Origin of the sequence: Roseovarius sp. (assembly GCF_040219995.1) — a bacterium.
Taxonomy (GTDB): domain Bacteria; phylum Pseudomonadota; class Alphaproteobacteria; order Rhodobacterales; family Rhodobacteraceae; genus Roseovarius.
Map to the genome: position 1 here is coordinate 598,136 of NZ_JAVJUC010000014.1, position 15,865 is coordinate 614,000.

General features: G+C 64.5%; 16 protein-coding genes. 9 read left to right on the top strand and 7 right to left on the bottom strand.

Features of this window, described 5'->3' with window-relative positions; translation table 11 throughout:
- Window positions 1–40 precede the first annotated feature (40 nt).
- From RID11_RS07160 to RID11_RS07170, 3 genes are read right to left on the bottom strand one after another with little or no spacing between them, the layout of a single operon-like run.
- Window positions 41–556 (bottom strand): thioredoxin domain-containing protein, encoded by a 516-nt coding sequence (locus RID11_RS07160; RefSeq protein ID WP_350137007.1) that lies wholly within the window; start codon window positions 554–556, stop codon window positions 41–43.
- Window positions 557–560: 4 nt separating this feature from the next.
- Window positions 561–1,307 carry a DsbA family protein gene (locus tag RID11_RS07165; RefSeq protein WP_502949344.1) on the bottom strand — a complete coding sequence of 249 codons (747 nt, stop codon included), beginning with the start codon at window positions 1,305–1,307 and terminating at the stop codon, window positions 561–563.
- 17 nt (window positions 1,308–1,324) lie between these two features.
- Window positions 1,325–2,641, bottom strand: a complete 1,317-nt coding sequence (locus RID11_RS07170; RefSeq protein WP_350137012.1) for a M48 family metalloprotease — start codon at window positions 2,639–2,641, stop codon at window positions 1,325–1,327.
- A gap of 60 nt (window positions 2,642–2,701) precedes the next feature.
- Between RID11_RS07170 and RID11_RS07175 the strand changes: the two genes are divergently transcribed.
- The 5 genes from RID11_RS07175 to fabZ all read left to right on the top strand — a co-directional run bounded on the left by RID11_RS07175 (window position 2,702) and on the right by fabZ (window position 7,658).
- Window positions 2,702–3,844: a pyridoxal phosphate-dependent aminotransferase gene (locus RID11_RS07175; RefSeq protein ID WP_350137015.1), complete on the top strand. Its 1,143-nt coding sequence runs from the start codon at window positions 2,702–2,704 to the stop codon at window positions 3,842–3,844.
- Between the two features lie 115 nt (window positions 3,845–3,959).
- Complete coding sequence (locus RID11_RS07180; RefSeq protein ID WP_350137017.1) at window positions 3,960–4,085, top strand: hypothetical protein; 126 nt, start codon at window positions 3,960–3,962, stop codon at window positions 4,083–4,085.
- 111 nt (window positions 4,086–4,196) lie between these two features.
- Complete coding sequence (bamA, locus tag RID11_RS07185) at window positions 4,197–6,488, top strand: outer membrane protein assembly factor BamA (RefSeq protein ID WP_502949342.1); 2,292 nt, start codon at window positions 4,197–4,199, stop codon at window positions 6,486–6,488.
- A gap of 2 nt (window positions 6,489–6,490) precedes the next feature.
- On the top strand, window positions 6,491–7,108 hold the full coding sequence (locus RID11_RS07190; RefSeq protein ID WP_350137020.1) for an OmpH/Skp family outer membrane protein: 618 nt from the start codon (window positions 6,491–6,493) through the stop codon (window positions 7,106–7,108).
- Between the two features lie 85 nt (window positions 7,109–7,193).
- The gene (gene fabZ, locus RID11_RS07195; protein ID WP_350137023.1) at window positions 7,194–7,658 is read left to right on the top strand and encodes a 3-hydroxyacyl-ACP dehydratase FabZ; all 465 of its coding nucleotides are present in this window, start codon (window positions 7,194–7,196) and stop codon (window positions 7,656–7,658) included.
- 338 nt (window positions 7,659–7,996) lie between these two features.
- On the opposite strand, the gene RID11_RS07200 is transcribed toward fabZ, so the two are convergent.
- Window positions 7,997–8,476 (bottom strand): DUF2059 domain-containing protein, encoded by a 480-nt coding sequence (locus tag RID11_RS07200; protein ID WP_350137025.1) that lies wholly within the window; start codon window positions 8,474–8,476, stop codon window positions 7,997–7,999.
- Between the two features lie 160 nt (window positions 8,477–8,636).
- On the opposite strand from RID11_RS07200, the gene RID11_RS07205 reads away from it, so the two are divergent.
- The 4 genes from RID11_RS07205 (at window position 8,637) to RID11_RS07220 (ending at window position 12,095) form a co-directional block, all read left to right on the top strand.
- Complete coding sequence (locus RID11_RS07205; protein ID WP_350137028.1) at window positions 8,637–9,722, top strand: ABC transporter ATP-binding protein; 1,086 nt, start codon at window positions 8,637–8,639, stop codon at window positions 9,720–9,722.
- A 117-nt stretch (window positions 9,723–9,839) separates the two neighbouring features.
- Complete coding sequence (locus RID11_RS07210; RefSeq protein WP_350137030.1) at window positions 9,840–10,781, top strand: sulfurtransferase; 942 nt, start codon at window positions 9,840–9,842, stop codon at window positions 10,779–10,781.
- Window positions 10,782–10,788: 7 nt separating this feature from the next.
- Window positions 10,789–11,922 carry a YeeE/YedE thiosulfate transporter family protein gene (locus tag RID11_RS07215; protein ID WP_502949345.1) on the top strand — a complete coding sequence of 378 codons (1,134 nt, stop codon included), beginning with the start codon at window positions 10,789–10,791 and terminating at the stop codon, window positions 11,920–11,922.
- On the top strand, window positions 11,919–12,095 hold the full coding sequence (locus tag RID11_RS07220) for a hypothetical protein (RefSeq protein WP_350137032.1): 177 nt from the start codon (window positions 11,919–11,921) through the stop codon (window positions 12,093–12,095). Before RID11_RS07215 ends, RID11_RS07220 begins: the two co-directional genes overlap by 4 nt.
- A 1,060-nt stretch (window positions 12,096–13,155) precedes the next feature.
- On the opposite strand, the gene RID11_RS07225 is transcribed toward RID11_RS07220, so the two are convergent.
- Genes RID11_RS07225 through surE form a run of 3 tightly spaced genes read right to left on the bottom strand, consistent with a single transcriptional unit; the run spans window position 13,156 to window position 15,804 of the window.
- Window positions 13,156–14,331 carry a peptidoglycan DD-metalloendopeptidase family protein gene (locus RID11_RS07225; protein WP_350137766.1) on the bottom strand — a complete coding sequence of 392 codons (1,176 nt, stop codon included), beginning with the start codon at window positions 14,329–14,331 and terminating at the stop codon, window positions 13,156–13,158.
- A gap of 34 nt (window positions 14,332–14,365) precedes the next feature.
- Window positions 14,366–15,025 (bottom strand): protein-L-isoaspartate(D-aspartate) O-methyltransferase, encoded by a 660-nt coding sequence (locus tag RID11_RS07230; protein WP_350137033.1) that lies wholly within the window; start codon window positions 15,023–15,025, stop codon window positions 14,366–14,368.
- A complete protein-coding gene (gene surE / locus RID11_RS07235; protein ID WP_350137036.1) occupies window positions 15,022–15,804 on the bottom strand; it encodes a 5'/3'-nucleotidase SurE in 783 nt (260 codons plus the stop codon). Before surE ends, RID11_RS07230 begins: the two co-directional genes overlap by 4 nt.
- Window positions 15,805–15,865: the final 61 nt, after the last annotated feature.

Genomic DNA, 15,865 nt, shown 5'->3' on the forward strand with positions numbered 1-15,865 from the left:
CGGGTCAGTTGAGTATTTTTGGAACGATGAAGGGCAGGGGTCACTCGGTCAGGTAGCGGTCGAGCACGATGGCGGGCATCGCGCCGCGCAGCATCATGTCGGGCAGCACGTAGGAGGGGGCCATGTCGAGGCCGAGTGTGCGGGCGAGGGCGGCGTCGGGGCCCATGTCGAAGACCGCGACGCGAAAGCCCAGCCTCTCGGCCAGAGCGCGCAACTCCTCCTCGGCGCGGGTGCAGTCGGGGCAATCCTCTGCGGTGAAGAAGGCCACGCGCGTCGGTGCATCGGTGGGGCCGAAGCCGGGTTGGGCCGGGTTGAAGAGCTGTGCCGCCATCTGGTCGAGCGTGTCGAGATCGCGCGCGGCCTCTGCGCCGTAGAGGTCGGGGGCGGGGCGGGGCAGGCCGGTGATCTCCGAGAGCAGTTCGGGGGTGGCGATCAGCACTTCGCGGATCGCGCTGCCGAGCGGCGGGCGCGATTGCGGGCCGGTGTCCTGTGCCGTCGCAGCATATGACAGCAGCAGCCCGCCGAGGAGGGCCGCGCCGAAAAGACGGGAGAGCATCGCCTTATTGCGTGCGGATGTCGTTGGCGATGTCCTGCATCGCGTCCTGCGGCAGGAAGCCGCGCAGCATCTGGTCGCCCATTACGAAAGACGGCGTGCCGCTGATCTGGAGCCGCTGGCCAAGCGCGTGGTTGGCCGCGATCACCTCGGTCACGTCCTCGCTGTCCATCGCGGCCACGATGGCGTTGGCGTCGAGCCCGAGCGAATCGGCCAGCCGGGTGAACCCGGTGTCGTTCATCGCGCCGTTATAGGCCATCAGCGCGTCATGCACGGATTTGTAGGCCTCGTCGCCTGCGACCTGCTGGGTGGCGATGGCAAAGCGCGAGGCCTGCACCGAGTCCTCGCCCAGAATGGGGAATTCCTTGACGATGAAGCGGATGTTGCCGTCTTCTTCGAGCAGGCCGTTGACCTCGTCCACGGCGCGGCGGCAATAGCCGCAGCGGTAATCCATGAATTCGACGAGGGTGATGTCGCCCTCGGGATTGCCGCCGACCCAGGACTGGCCGTCGTTGAAAATGGCGTCGGCATTGGCGCGCACGAGATCGACATCGGCCTGGGCCTGACCCTGGGCCTGACGCTCTTCGAGGACGGCCACGGCCTCCATGATCACTTCGGGGTTTTCCAGCAGGTAGGCGCGGATTTCGGACTGCAGGGTGGCGCGCTCGGCCTCGGTCAGGTTGTCGAGATCGAGGGCCTGCGCGGGCAGGGCGAGAGGCAGGCTGAGGGCGGTGGCGGCGACAAGGCTTCGAATCACTGGGTCATACTCCGTTATTCTGCGGCTTTGGCCGCGTGTAGCACATCCTGCGCGCGCTGCCATGCAGCAGAACCACGGGGAAGCAGGCCGGAGGCGCGTTCGGCGTGGATCTTAGCATCTTTGAGCCGGCCCGCCATCGCATAACGCTCTGCCGTGAGGACCGAGGCCATGCCGTTATTGCCAAGCCGGGCTTGGGCCTGCGCCAGATCACGCAACACGCGGAAGTCACGACCATCGCGGCTGCGGGCGGATTCGAGGAATTGCGCGGCCTTCTGCACCTGTCCGTCGGCCAGCAGCGCGCGCCCGTAGGAGCCGAGGATCAGCGCGTTGCGCGGCGCGAGATTGGTGGCGCGGGCATAGGCGGCGACGGCGGGCTTGATCTGACGGCTTTCCATCAGGATCTGGCCGCGCAATTCGTGCAGGAAGGGATCGTCGGGGCGGCGGGCCACGGCCCCGTCAATCGCTTTGAGCGCACGGCGCAGGTCGGCATTGCGGTGATGGGCGATGGCCTGGCGCATCAGCTTGATGTCCTCATGGCCGTATTCGCCGGCGCGGGTGAGGGTCCATTTGGGTGACCGCTGAAAGGCCGAGAGTTTGGATTTGGCGCGGGCGAACCAATAGGTTGCCTCAGGGTCGGGTGCGACGGTTTTGGACTGCGCATCCGCGAGCGCGCGCACCCGGCGATAGCGGTCGCGCGACAGCGGATGCGTGCGCGCATAGGCATCCTGACGGGAGGCCGCGAGCGATTCCTGTCCGCGAAAGAGATCCATCACCTGCACCGCACCGTTGAGATCGATCCCGGCGGCGTGGAGAAAGCGCATGCCGCTCGAATCGGCGGCGTTTTCCTCGGCGCGGGTATGGGCGAAGAAGCTGCGCATCGCCGCCCCCTGAATGCCCGCCGCAGCCCCGGCGGCAAAACCACCGCTGCCGGTCGCGGCCCCGGCGACGGCGGCGAGCGCGGTGCCGAGGGCGGCGGCATTGCGGGCGTTGCGGGCATTGATCGGGCGGCGCATCAGGTGGCCATTGGCGATATGCGCGGCCTCATGGGCGATCACCGATTGCAGCATCGCGGGGCTGTCCATGCGCAACAGCAGGCCGGAATGGATGAAGATGCTGTCGGCGTCGATCACGAAGGCGTTCATGCTGGAATCGTCGATCACCATGATATCGACCCGGTCGGGGTTGAGCCCGGCTGCGCGCAGAACCGGCGCGCCGAGCGCGCGCAGCGCATGTTCGATATCGGGATCGCGCAGCAGGGTCACCGCACGGGCCGGGGCTGCGAGGGTGATGCCCAGGATCAGCGCGATCGCGAGAAATCGGAGGAGCTGCATTGACCTGACCTGCCTTTCGACGTGAAGAGAGGGCGTATGCCCAAGCTTAGGAAGAATGTAATGCGGAACTCAACCCGGTCCAAGGTCGCCCCCTTCATTGTGATGGATGTGATGGAGGCTGCGCGCCGTGCCGAAGCCGAGGGGCGGCATATCGTGCATATGGAGGTGGGCCAGCCGGGCACGCCTGCGCCATCGGGCGCGCGCGACGCGCTGGCCCGGGCGATGGAGCGTGAGGCGATGGGGTATACCGTGGCGCTTGGTCTGCCGGAGTTGCGGGCGCGGATCGCGCGGCTTTATCAGGACTGGTATGGCGTTGATCTGAACCCTGATCGGGTGGTGATCACGCCGGGATCGTCGGGGGCGTTCATTCTTGCGTTTACGGCGCTCTTCGATACCGGCGACCGGGTGGGAATCGGCGCGCCGGGCTATCCCAGCTATCGGCAGATCCTGCGGGCGCTCGATCTGGTGGCGGTGGATATCGAGACGGCGGCGGAAAACCGCCTGCAACCGGTGCCGGGCGATCTGGCGGCGCAGGATCTGCGCGGGCTGCTGGTGGCGAGCCCGGCGAATCCCACGGGCACGATGCTGGGACGCGAGGCGCTCGGGGCACTGATCGGGGCGACGCAGGCGGCGGGGGCGAGTTTCATCAGCGATGAAATCTATCATGGCATCGAATATGAGGCGAAGGCGGTGAGCGCGCTGGAGATCACCGACGACTGCTATGTGATCAACTCGTTTTCCAAGTATTTCTCGATGACCGGCTGGCGGGTCGGCTGGATGGTGGTGCCCGAGGATCACATCCGCACGGTGGAGCGGCTGGCGCAGAATCTCTTCATCTGTCCGCCGCATGCCAGCCAGGTGGCGGCGCTTGCGGCGATGGAGTGCCATGAGGAGCTGGAGGCGAACATGGCGGTTTACCGCACCAACCGTGCGCTGATGCTGGAGGGGCTGCCGCGCGCCGGGTTCGACCGCATCGCGCCGCCCGATGGCGCATTCTATGTCTATGCCGATGTCAGCCACCTGACCGATGACAGCCGCGCCTTCGCTGCCGAGATCCTGGAGCGCGCCGGGGTGGCGGTGACGCCGGGGCTGGATTTCGATCCGGCGCGCGGGGCGGGCACGCTGCGGTTCTCCTATGCCCGCGCCACGGCGGATATCGAGGAGGGGCTGGCGCGGCTGGAACGGTTCATGGCGGCGCGCTGAGCCGCAGCGCCCGCCCGGCGCGGGGATTGCCCATCTTTTGCCACATTTCGCACCAGAAATTGCCCATCGGTGCTGGCATACCGGGTGCCGACTCAGCAAAATGGAGGGCCGTGTCATGCAACAGATCAAGAATGGATATCGCGGACTGGGCGTGCTGATCGGAATGAACGCCGACCTTCTGCTTTATGTCGCGACGCTTGCGCTTACGCTCTTTGCAGCGGGCTATTTGGGCACGCTCTGAGACAAGTTTAAACTCGCGTTTTGACAAGCCCCGACGGACCGGGTAGTGACTTTGGTCAATGGGACGTCTGACTGGGTTTGACCAATGAATGATTGTGACACGGGCCGGCGGATGCCGGCAGTGGTAATGCGCGGATTTGGCGGAATTTTGGCACTGGTGATCATGGTGCTGACACTGGTTGCGCCCGATCCGGCCGGGGCGCAATCTTACCGGTTCAATTCGGTCGCCATCGAGGGCAATCAGCGCATCGAGGCCGGAACGATCCTGTCCTTTGCCGGTATCGCGCGCGGAGAGACAGTCAGCGCCGGGCAGATTAACGACGCCTATCAGCGCATCCTCGAATCGGGCCTGTTCGAAGAGGTCGAGGTCGAGCCGCAGGGCAACCGGCTTGTCATCCGGGTGACGGAATTCCCCACGATCAACCGCATCGCCTTCGAGGGCAATGACAAGCTCAAGGAAGAGGACCTTTCCGGGTTCATCCAAAGCCAGTCGCGTCAGGTGTTCAGCCCCACACAGGCCGAGCGCGACGCCCAGATAATTACCGAGGCCTACGCCCAAAACGGACGTATCGCCGCACGTGTCACCCCCAAGGTGATCCGCCGCAGCGACAACCGCGTCGACCTGGTGTTCGAGATTTTCGAGGGTCGCAAGATCGAGGTGCAGCGCATCGGCTTTGTCGGCAACCGCGCCTATTCCGACCGTCGCCTGCGCCGCGTGATCGAAAGCAAGCAGACCGGGCTTTTGCGGGCCCTGATCGAGCGTGACACCTTTGTCGAGGACCGGATCAACTTTGACCGCCAGGTGCTGACCGACTTCTACAATTCTCGTGGCTACGTGGATTTCCGTGTGACCGGCACGAATGCAGAGCTTGCCCGCGAGCGCGACGCCTATTTCGTGACTTTCAACGTTCAGGAAGGGCAGCAGTTCCGCTTTGGCGAGATCACCACCGTCAGTGAATATAACGGGGTCGAGGCCGAGGCCTATGACGATACGCTGAAGGTTCGCCCCGGCGTGGTCTATTCACCGACGCTGGTGGAAAACTCGATTGCGCGGATGGAGCGTCTGGCGATCAAGAACGGCGTCGATTTCCTGCGGGTCGAGCCGCGTGTGACGCGCAATGATCGCGATCTGACGCTCGATATCGAATTCGTGTTGCAGCGCGGACCGCGCGTCTTTGTCGAGCGGATCGACATCGAGGGCAACACCACGACGCTCGACCGGGTGATCCGTCGACAGTTTGACGTGGTCGAGGGCGACCCGTTCAATCCGCGGGCCATCCGGCAAGCCGCCGACCGCATCCGCGCGCTGCGTTTCTTCAGCGATGTGGACGTGAATGCGCGCGAGGGATCGCGCCCGGATCAGGTGGTGATCGAAACCGACGTTGAGGAAACCACGACCGGCAGCGTTTCCGTCGGTGCCAGCTTTTCGACCAACTCGGGTCTCGGCATCCAACTGGGTTTCTCGGAGCGCAACTTCATCGGGCGCGGGCAGGAGTTGACGGCGAACATCCTCGCGAGCGCGGAGCGGGTCAACTACAACCTGAGCTTCAAGGAGCCGGCCTTTCTAAGCCGTGACGTGGCCCTCGGGCTCGACTTCGCCTTTGTGGAAACCGAAAGCGACAACTCGCTCTTCGATACCTCGATCGGAACGTTCCGCCCGAGCCTGACCTTCCCGATCGGTGAAAACAGCCGTCTCGGGGTGTTCTACAACGCCCGTTACGAGGACATGTCCGACTATAACGGCACCTCGGGGATCTTGCAGGCCGAGGTCAATCAGGGCGATCTGTGGACCAGTGCCATCGGCTATGAGTATTCCTTTGATACGCGGCGTACGGGCCTCAATCCCGATGCCGGTGTGCTGCTGTCCTTTGGTCAGGAATTCGCCGGGCTGGGTGGCGATAATGATTACGTCAAAACCACCGCGCGGATTGTCGGGCAGCGCACCATCTTCAACGAAGAGGTGACGGTGCGGGCGATTCTCGAAGGTGGCGCGATCAGCTTTTCGAACGGGCAGAACAGCCGCTTCATCAACCGCTTCAATGATCAGGTGATGCGCGGCTTCGAGCCCAATGGCATGGGACCGATCGAAGGTAGCGAGCATCTGGGCGGCGATTATTTCGCGGCGCTCAAGTTCGAGGCGGAGTTCCCGCTTGGTCTGCCTGATGAATACGGGATCACCGGCGGGGCGTTCTATGATATCGGCTCGATCTGGGGCATCGACAACCGTGGCGCAGCCACGGGCCCGCTCAACTCCACCGGCTTCGAGCCGCGCCACGTGATCGGCTTTTCGGTCTTCTGGACCTCGCCGTTCGGTCCGCTTCGGATGAACTTTTCCAACGCGCTCAAATCCGAGCCGGGGGATGAGGAGCAGACGTTCAACCTGACGGTCAGAACGGAATTCTGAGTATGCGCGCCGGGCTGGTCATGGCCGGGCTGATGATCGCGCTCGGGCTGGGGGTGCCGCAGGGGGGCGCGGCGCAGCAGCTTGGCGTGGTCACCAGCGACGTGATCGTGATCGACGCCGAACGATTGCTGAGCGAAACCGACTATGGCCAGCGGTTGCAGCGCGAAATTCAGGCCGAGCGCGATCGGCTGATTGCCTATAATGACCGGGTCGCGAGTGAACTGGAGGCCGAGGAGCAATCGCTGACCGAGATGCGCAGTGAGACCGAGCCGGACGCGTTCCGGGAGATGGCGGATGCCTTTGACGCCAAGGTCACGCAGTTGCGGCAGGACAGCGAACGCATGTCACGCGAGTTGGAACGCCGCCGGGATCTGGCCCCGCTGCAATTCATGCGGGTGGTGCAACCGGTGCTGTCCGAACTTTTGCAGGAGACCGAGGCCGTGGTGCTGCTTGACCGGCGCAGCGTGCTTTTGCATGCCGAGGTGGCGGATGTGACCGATCTGGCAATCACCCGCATCAATGCAAGTGTCGGCACCGGACCGCAGAGCCTGCCTGAGCCGCAGCCCGATGAGAATGGCGCGGTGGACATGCCGGAGTTGCCTGCGCCGGGCGGCGACTAGGCCTTTGGGTGACGGTGTCGGGCTATCTTGCCCCGCGACCGCGCAGTTGCTAGGGACATCTGGTCAAGATGCGAAAGGATGTGCCATGACCGAGCCGCTCAAGACTGCGGATATTCACCTGATCCAGCGGCTTATCCCGCATCGTTATCCGTTCCTGCTGGTCGACAAGGTGGTCGATATCGACGGCTATCAGACCGCGCGCGGTCTCAAGAACGTCACCATGAACGAGCCGCATTTCCAGGGGCATTTCCCGGGCAAGCCGATCATGCCGGGCGTGACCATCATCGAGGCAATGGCGCAGACGGCGGCGGTCATGGTGGGCACTGCGCTCGGCATGGAAGACCGCAACATGCTGGTCTATTTCATGGCCATCGACCGCGCCAAGTTTCGCCGCATGGTGGTGCCCGGTGATGTGCTGGAAATGAAGCTGGAGACCACGCGCGGCAAGCCCGGCGGCAAGGTCTGGAAGTTTTCGGGGGTGGCCGAGGTCGAGGGGGAGATGGCCGCCGAGGCGGAATTCACCGCTATGATGGACCTGCCGAAAGACTGATCGGATGTCGGGCACCACGGACCTTTCATATCGCTTTGTGACGCCAGGGCAGGGGGGCGTGCTGCCCTATCTGGTTAAGCGCCTGTTGGCGCGGGGAGAGGTGCCGCTGATCTGCGAGGTGGCGCAGTTCGGCGGTTTTCTGGCGGAGGTGCAGGCGCGGGGGATCACGCGGCTTTGCATGGCCGGAGACGGCGCGCGTGGTTGTCACGGCGCGGCTGGATGGCATTGTGATCACGGCCGGGGACGTCATACTGCTTCACCCCGAGGAGGTGTGCGGCATCCTCGGGGCGGCGGGATGTTTCCTGTGGGTGCGCCCCGGCGGCACGGGGTAACGCGGCCTATTCGGTCTCGCCGGTGGTGATCTCGCGGATCTTCGGCATCATCACCGGCATCTTGGCCTGGAGCACGCGCGAGATCATCGGCTGCTGGATCTGCGCGAGTTGCGGCATCTTTTCCATCACCGAGCGTCCGTGCTCGGAATTGTAGAAATCGCGCAGCGTCTCAAGCTCTTGCAATGTCAGCAGATCGGCGAGGATTTCGTCCTGCGCGTGCATCACATCTGTCAGCGGCTTGGTCAGTTCCTCGGAAAACAGCGTCTCGATGCGCGCGATCTGTTCGGGCGTGAGTTGCTGACGGTTCTGCGCCATCTGCTCAACCATGGGCTGCCAGATCTGGCGGATGAATTCCTGCATATCCATGCCTTCCATCGTCGCCGAAACATACTCTTCGGCCACCGCGAGGCGGGCGTCACGTTCGCTTTGGGCATGGGCGGGCAGGGCGAGGCAAAGAGCAAGAGTGAGGCTGGTCAAAACGCGCATGTGGGATAACTCCGCAAAATGAAATCCTCCGCAACGAACCAGCTATCGGGCGCGCTGTCAACGGCTGCCGGGTCGCGGCGCTTGCATGGGGAGGGCGAGGTTGCTATCTGCAGCGGGCAAAGCCCGATCAAATTGCTCGGAAAGACAAAAAGAGGCCCCGGTGCAGACCCCGATTCCCCGGCTCGAAGTGAACAACCTCACGCGTCGCTATGACGGTCGCGTGGTGGTGGAAGACGTGTCGTTGCGCGTCATGCCGGGCAAGGTGACGTGCCTTCTGGGGCCGTCCGGCTGCGGCAAATCCACGACGTTGCGGATGATCGCGGGTGTCGAGATGCAGGATTCGGGTGAAATCCATGTCGATGGCAACCTGATCTGCGACACGGTGTTTCGGGTGCCGCCGGAGCGGCGGCATATCGGGCTGATGTTTCAGGATTTCGCGCTGTTTCCGCATCTGAGCGTGGCGCAGAATGTCGGATTCGGCCTGTCGGGTGACAAGGCGGCCAAGACGGCGCGGGTTGCCGAACTGCTCGACCGGGTCGGGTTGGCACAGTATCACCGTGCCTATCCGCATGAGTTGTCGGGGGGCGAACAGCAGCGGGTGGCGCTGGCGCGTGCGCTGGCCCCGCGTCCGCGCATCATGCTGATGGACGAGCCGTTTTCCGGCCTCGACAACCGGCTGCGCGACGGTATCCGCGACGACACGCTGGATATCCTGCGCGAAGAAGATACCGCCGTGCTGCTGGTGACGCATGAGCCCGAAGAGGCGATGCGCATGGCCGATGAGATCGCGCTGATGCGCGACGGGCGGATCGTGCAGCAGGGCGCGCCCTATAACGTCTACAACGCCCCGGTGGATCGCAGCGCGATGGCGTTTTTCTCGGAAATCAACGTGATCCGGGGGCGGGTGCAGGGCGCGCTGACCGAAACGCCGTTCGGTCATTTTCTTGCCCCCGGCGTGCCGGACGGGCAGGAGGTCGAGATCGTGATCCGCCCGCAGCATATCAAGATCGACTTTGACCGCCACGGGCGCGGCCCCAATCCCACGCCGCAGGACGGGGCGCCCGCACGCGGCGTGGTGGAGCGAGCGCGCTTCATCGGCTCGGAAAGTCTGGTGGAATTTCGCATGGATCACGACGGCTCGCTCCTGAAGGCGACGGTGCCCAACGTGTTCCTGCCCAAACCGGGCAAGCCGCTGTGGCTGATGATCCGGCGCGACCGGTGTTTCGTCTTTCCCAAAGACGGGTGAGGCCGCCCGAAGCCGACGTCAAACCCGCGTGAGTTTTACGTTGCAGGCTTGTTGCGCGGCGGCGACAGGTCTAGATAGCGGCCAAGACGTCACAACTTACCGATACCGGGGGTCGACATGATTCACTTCATTCGCACTACTTTCACCGCCGCCGCGCTGGCGGTTCTGCCGCTTGCGGCGCAGGCAGAGCTTGGGCCGCTGGTCGAGCCTGCGGAGTTGCGCGCCGCGCTGGATGACAGCGCGCCCGTCGTGCTCGATATCCGGGGCGAGGGGGCCTATGAGGAGGGCCATGTGCCCGGTGCGCTGAACGCGCCCTATGGCCTGTTTCGTGGCCCGTCCGACAATCCCGGCGAACTGGTCTCGGAGGCGCATCTGACCGAGGTGCTGCGCGGCCTTGGCATCGACGCGGGCGACCGCGTGGTGGTCGTGCATCAGGGCAGCAACCAGACAGATTTCGGGGCTGCGGCGCGGGTCTACTGGACGCTGAAATCGAGCGGTGTGAGCCCGCTGGCGATCCTCAACGGCGGCATGAACGGCTGGGCCGAGGCCGGTGAGCAGGTGGCGAAGGGCAAGGCCCCGAGCGTGACCCCGAGCGAGATCACGGTCAGTTTCTCGGATGAGTGGCTGGCCACACGCGAAGACGTGCAGGCGATCGTCAATGGTGAGGAGCAGGCCGAACTGATCGACGCCCGCCCCGAGGAGTTCTGGCAGGGCAACACCAAGCACGGGGCCGCGGCGATGCCCGGCACCTTGCCGCAATCGCGTTATTTCACCCATGACCGCTGGTTCGGCCAGGACGAGCCGGCGCGCATCAAGCCGGAGTTGATCCGTCAGCTGGCTGCCGAGAACGGCTTTGAGCAGGGCGACAAGCTGGTCTCGTTCTGCAATACCGGCCACTGGGCCGCGACCAACTGGTTCGCGCTGAGCGAAGTGGCGGGGATCGACGGCGTGCGCATGTACCCCGAGTCCATGGTCGGCTGGTCGAATGCGGGCTACGAGATGGCCAATGTGCCGGGCCTGTTCCGCAACATGATCAACAAGATCACCGGCAAGTACTGAGCGCGGTATCATGAGCACCGCGACCGCCGCCGCCCCCGCCGACACCACCCCGAGCGGGGTGTCGCGGGGTATCATGATCCTTGTTGTCGGCGCGCTGGTGCTGAGCGTGGCGCTCGTGGCGGGGCCGCGCTTCGGCGTGGTGCTGCTGATCGGTCTGGGCTTTGGCCTGGCGCTCGAAGGGTTCCGCTTTGGCTTTACCGGTCCGTGGCGGCGGATGATCCTCGAGCGTGACGCCTCGGGGCTGATCGCGCAGCTTATCTGCATCGGGATCGTGGCGCTTGCGGCGTTTCCGTTGCTGGCGGCGAATGGGGCCGAGTTGAAGGGCGCGCATGCGCCCATTGGCCTTGCGATGATCGGCGGGGCGTTTGTGTTTGGCGCGGCGATGCAGGTGGTGCTGGGCTGCGGCTCGGGCACGCTGGTCAATGCCGGGAGCGGCAATGCGGTGGGCGCGGTCGCGCTGCCGTTCTTTGCGATCGGCAGTTTCGGCGGGGCCTATCACCTGTCGTGGTGGACCTCTCTGGGCAGCCTGCCGGTGGTGGCACTCGAAGGGACGCAGGGCCTGATGATCACGCTGGCGGGGCTGGCGGCGGTGGCGGTGCTGGCGCTCATGGTCGGCGTCAAGGGATCACACCGGCTGCCGCGCCGCTACTGGGGCGCGATTCTTGTCTTGGCCGGGCTGGCGATCCTGCACCTGATGGTGGCGGGCCAGCCCTGGGGCGTGGTCTACGGGCTGGGCCTATGGGTGGCCAAGGGCGTTGTGGCCGTGGGCGGCGATCTGTCGGGCTCGGCGTTCTGGGCGGCTCCGGGCAATGCCGCGCAGGTTCAGGCGAGCCTGCTGACGGATATCACCTCGCTCACCGATCTGGGCTTGATCGGGGGGGCCGCGCTGATGGCGTGGTGGCGCGCGGGGCTCGCCTCGCCGGTGGGCAAGCTGCCCGCGCGGGCGTGGCTTGCAGTGATCGTGGCGGGGCTGGTGCTGGGCTATAGCTCGCGGCTAGCCTTTGGCTGCAATATCGGCGCGTTCTTCAGCGGGATCGGCACAGGCTCGGCGCATGGCTGGGTGTGGTTCATCGCGGCCTTTGCCGGGTCATGGGTGGGCATCCGGCTGCGCCCCGTTCTGGGGCTGGAGGCCAAGCGATGATCCGCCGGACCGTAACGCTCTTGGTGGCGCTTGGCGTGGTGGGGCTGCTGGCGCTCGATCACGCGCAGTCGCAGCCGCTCAACCCCTATACCGCGCCGCCATTGCTGGCGCTCGGATCGGGGCTGGCGGCGACAGGCGGACATTGCGCCGCCCCGCCGCCACCTGCGCAATAGGGTTGCGTCGGCGCCTTCGCTGGGCGTCTGTTGAGTGACCGGTGTGCGGGACGAAATTCCCTTTAGGTAGCCTGCTCTGCAAGGCCGCATTGGAATGATCTGCTTTCAAAAAGGTATTTTTTACATCGTCACTGAAAAATCTAAATGTAATATGATAAGAAGCCATAATGATAAGAAAATTATTCCTAGGATTGCTCGCTCTAGTGCTTTTGCCAGTGCTTTTCATTGCCTACTTTTTTCTGGACTCAGGTCTTATTCAGCCATGGAAGCATTCCCGGAATACAAAAAACGGTGAGACGATAAACGAGACTGAGCTCTCGAACGGAAGTGTCAAAATTCATCAGCTTGCTTTCTTGGTCAAGATTGAAGGCAAACGTGTCAAGGTGTGGTCGGAACTCGCCTGCGCGAGAAAATTCAGGACATCACCGCGAACGCTCAAGGCCCCTGGGTACAGTCGCTTTACCTTCTTTGGGTTAAATGATGCCGAAGTTCGTTTTCGCATCAGTGAGGACCTGGACTTTGTTGCCAAGGCGAGAGCAGGTAGCGTTTGTCAATTGGTTGCCAACTTGGAGCGTGACCTGCCAATGGTTCTACGACCATACACATACGACGTGTTGATTGAACCCGCCAATCAGTCTTGTAACCGCTACATCAGCTTGCTTCAAACGAGTGCGTTCTCATCCGAGTTTGGGCCCCTACAGGTTCGCAGCACTCGAACAGTTCCCATGAATGAGGTCTTTTCTCGCGAAGCGTATGCTCCTGATGCCGTTGACGCGTCGCAAAGCGACAAAAATGAAAGCCCTCTTCCAGACATAAAAACCCACATCGACACTCTCGATAGAAACCGGTGCAACTAGCCAAGCCACGTGTGGTCGTAAGCAGACATCGGAAAAAGTTGCAGCATTTGGGCGGTTTGGGCTCTCACCCGGCATTCGCCGCACGCGGCTTGAAGGTCCGCTGTCGGGAAACGGTGCAACCTTCAGAAAACCCGCTCCCCTCGCATCACCGTCGGTCACGACTTGGGAACACCCCAGCCCCCGGCGCCACCCCAACCGCCCCGTCAGGACGGGTTGAGGTAGTCGTTGGGGTCGACGCTGTCGAAGCCGTCGCGGACCTCGAAATGCAGGGCGGCGGTGCCGTCGCGGCGGATCTCGGCGATTTTCTGGCCGCGGCTGACGCTGTCGCCCTTGGCGACGCTGAGCGCGCCGACGTTGGAATAGACCGTCAGCAGGTTGCCCGCATGCTTGATCACGACGATGGGGATGCCGTTGGTATCCTCTGTGATCGCGGCCACAGTGCCGCTGTCGGCGGCCTTGACCGGGCTGCCGGGGGCGGCGGCGATGTCGATGCCGTCATTGCTGCCCTTGGCGTAGTCGCGCACGACGTTGCCCTGCACCGGGGTCACCATGCGCGCGCTCTGTGTCACGCTCTCGCTGAGGTCGGGGGCGGCCACGGTCTCGACCGGCTCGGAGGCGGGCACGGTTTCCTCGTCGGGCAGCGGTTTCGACGCGCTTGGCGGCTCCGGCGTGGGCGAGCCTGCGCCGGGGGGCGTGACCTCCGCCGTCTCTTCGCCCTCAAAAGGTTCGGTCTCTTCTCCGGGCAGGGCCACGGGGATCAGCAGATACTGCCCCTCGCGCACCGAAAAGTCGGAGCCAAGCCCGTTCCATTCGGCAAGGCTGCGGATCGACACGTTATAGAGCCGCGCGATGCTGAACGCCGTCTCGCCGCGCTCCACCTGGTGGCGGACCGGCTCCGCCCCGGTCTGAGCGGAGGGCTCCAGCGCGCTGGTCTCGACGTTCTGCGCGTCGGCGCGGCGGATTGCATCGCCGGCCAGCGTGTCGATATCGACGCCACCCGGAGGCTGGATCGGGCCGCCGGTCGGCTCGGCCACGCGACCGGGCAGGGCGATCACCTCGCCCTCACGCAGCGGATCGCCGGTCTGGATGCCATTGTAGCGCGCCAGTTCCCGGGCATCGGCGCCGATCCGGGTGGCAAGCTGCGCCAGCGTGTCGCCGCGCCGTGCGACCGCCACCTGATAGCCGGGATAGGAGATGATCCCACGGGCATCCGGCTCTGGCCGGGGGGCAGAGGCGTTGCGCGCGGCCTCGGCGGTGGAGGGTGCATTGCCGAACGCGCCGCGCATGTCGATATCGAGCGGCTGATCGCAGGCGGCGAGGGCCAGGGCCATGCCCGCCCCAAGGGTCAGGTGTCGTGGAAAGTGACGCATCTCGATCATCCTCATGTCCTGCCCCTTGTTGGCCGGGGCCTTTTCATTGCCCGTCGCGCCCCAGCCCTTCGACCAGCGGCACGAACCGTACCGGGCGCAACTCGTCATAGTCGAACCCGGTCTCACTCCGGGTCACGCGGATCAAATGCTGCACCGCGTCCGATTGGCCCACGGGCACCACCATGATACCCCCGATTTTCAACTGCGCCAATAGGGGCCCGGGCGGGTCTTCGGCCGCCGCCGTCACGATGATCCGGTCGAAGGGGGCCTGATCGGGCAGACCGAAGCTGCCATCGGCGGTGATCGCGGTGATATTGGTGAGATCGAGGTCGCGGAAAATCTCGCTTGCCTCGGTGACCAGACGCTTGTGCCGGTCGACGGTATAGACGCGGCGGGCAAGCTGGCTGAGGATCGCGGCCTGATAGCCCGAGCCGGTGCCGACCTCGAGCACCTTGTCGCGGTTCGAGACCTTGAGCGCCTGCGTCATCAGACCCACCACCGAGGGCTGGCTGATGGTCTGGCCGCAGGCAATGGGCAGCGGCATGTCCTCATAGGCGCGGTCCGTGAAATAGCCGCGAATGAAGGGGCCGCGGTCGACCTTTTCCATCGCCGTCAGCACCGCCTTGTCCGTTACCCCGCGAGAGCGGAGCGCAAACAGGAACTGCATCTTGCGTTCCGCGATATGATTGGCGTCGTCGCTCATTCGATGGCCTTGAGCGCCTCCAATGCGTCATGCGCGGTGAGATCCGCGCGCATCGGCGTGACGGAGATATAGCCTTGCAGGTTCACATCGGCATCCGAGCCGGGGCTGGTGGGCTCATGCTGGGGTGCGCCGGTGACCCAGAGAAAGCGCCGACCCGAGGGCGATAGGTGCGGCTGAACCCCGAAGCCCATGTCGCGGCGAAACCCTTGTCTTGCGGCGCGCAGGCCCTTGACCTCTGCGGCGGGCAGGGGCGGGAAGTTGATGTTGTAGAAGATGCCGTAATCATCCTTTGTCCACACCCCCTTGTCGAGCAGGCGGCGCAGGGTGGGGAGACCGTGAACGCGGGCGGCCTCGAACGTGTCGTCGAGATCGCGGTTGGCGGGGCCGTAATACTGGCTGAGCGCCACGGCGGGCACGCCTTGCAGCGCGGCCTCCATCGCCGCGCCCACGGTCCCGGAATAGACCGCATTTTCCGCCGCGTTGTTGCCGCGGTTCACACCCGAGAGCACCAGATCGGGGGGCGTGTCTTTCATCACGTCGTGCAGGCCCGCGAGCACGCAATCGGCGGGGCTGCCTTCGGCGGCGTAGCGGCGCTCGGCCATCTTGGAGATCATCATCGGGCGGGTGTAGGAAATGCAGTGCCCGACGCCGGATTGCTCAAAGGCGGGGGCCACGGTCCAGACCTCGCCGTTTTCGCCCGCGAGGGCGGTGGCGACCTCTTCCAGCACGGCGAGCCCCGGTGCGTTGATGCCGTCGTCATTGGTGATCAGAATTCGCATGCCCGTGCCCCGCCTGTCGCTGTTTCGCCCCTGTGTAGCGGCGCGTCGCCACAGGGGCAAG

Excerpts from the sequence above, each read along its gene's own strand:
- RID11_RS07220 (WP_350137032.1), top strand. The coding sequence starts at position 11,919 with ATGATCCGCCGGACCGTAACGCTCTTGGTGGCGCTTGGCGTGGTGGGG.
- RID11_RS07190 (WP_350137020.1), top strand. The coding sequence starts at position 6,491 with ATGCGCGCCGGGCTGGTCATGGCCGGGCTGATGATCGCGCTCGGGCTG.
- RID11_RS07230 (WP_350137033.1), bottom strand. The coding sequence starts at position 15,025 with ATGAGCGACGACGCCAATCATATCGCGGAACGCAAGATGCAGTTCCTG.
- RID11_RS07225 (WP_350137766.1), bottom strand. The coding sequence starts at position 14,331 with ATGATCGAGATGCGTCACTTTCCACGACACCTGACCCTTGGGGCGGGC.
- RID11_RS07210 (WP_350137030.1), top strand. The coding sequence starts at position 9,840 with ATGATTCACTTCATTCGCACTACTTTCACCGCCGCCGCGCTGGCGGTT.
- RID11_RS07180 (WP_350137017.1), top strand. The coding sequence starts at position 3,960 with ATGCAACAGATCAAGAATGGATATCGCGGACTGGGCGTGCTGATCGGA.
- fabZ (WP_350137023.1), top strand. The coding sequence starts at position 7,194 with ATGACCGAGCCGCTCAAGACTGCGGATATTCACCTGATCCAGCGGCTT.
- RID11_RS07175 (WP_350137015.1), top strand. The coding sequence starts at position 2,702 with ATGCGGAACTCAACCCGGTCCAAGGTCGCCCCCTTCATTGTGATGGAT.
- RID11_RS07170 (WP_350137012.1), bottom strand. The coding sequence starts at position 2,641 with ATGCAGCTCCTCCGATTTCTCGCGATCGCGCTGATCCTGGGCATCACC.
- surE (WP_350137036.1), bottom strand. The coding sequence starts at position 15,804 with ATGCGAATTCTGATCACCAATGACGACGGCATCAACGCACCGGGGCTC.
- RID11_RS07200 (WP_350137025.1), bottom strand. The coding sequence starts at position 8,476 with ATGCGCGTTTTGACCAGCCTCACTCTTGCTCTTTGCCTCGCCCTGCCC.
- bamA (WP_502949342.1), top strand. The coding sequence starts at position 4,197 with ATGCCGGCAGTGGTAATGCGCGGATTTGGCGGAATTTTGGCACTGGTG.
- RID11_RS07160 (WP_350137007.1), bottom strand. The coding sequence starts at position 556 with ATGCTCTCCCGTCTTTTCGGCGCGGCCCTCCTCGGCGGGCTGCTGCTG.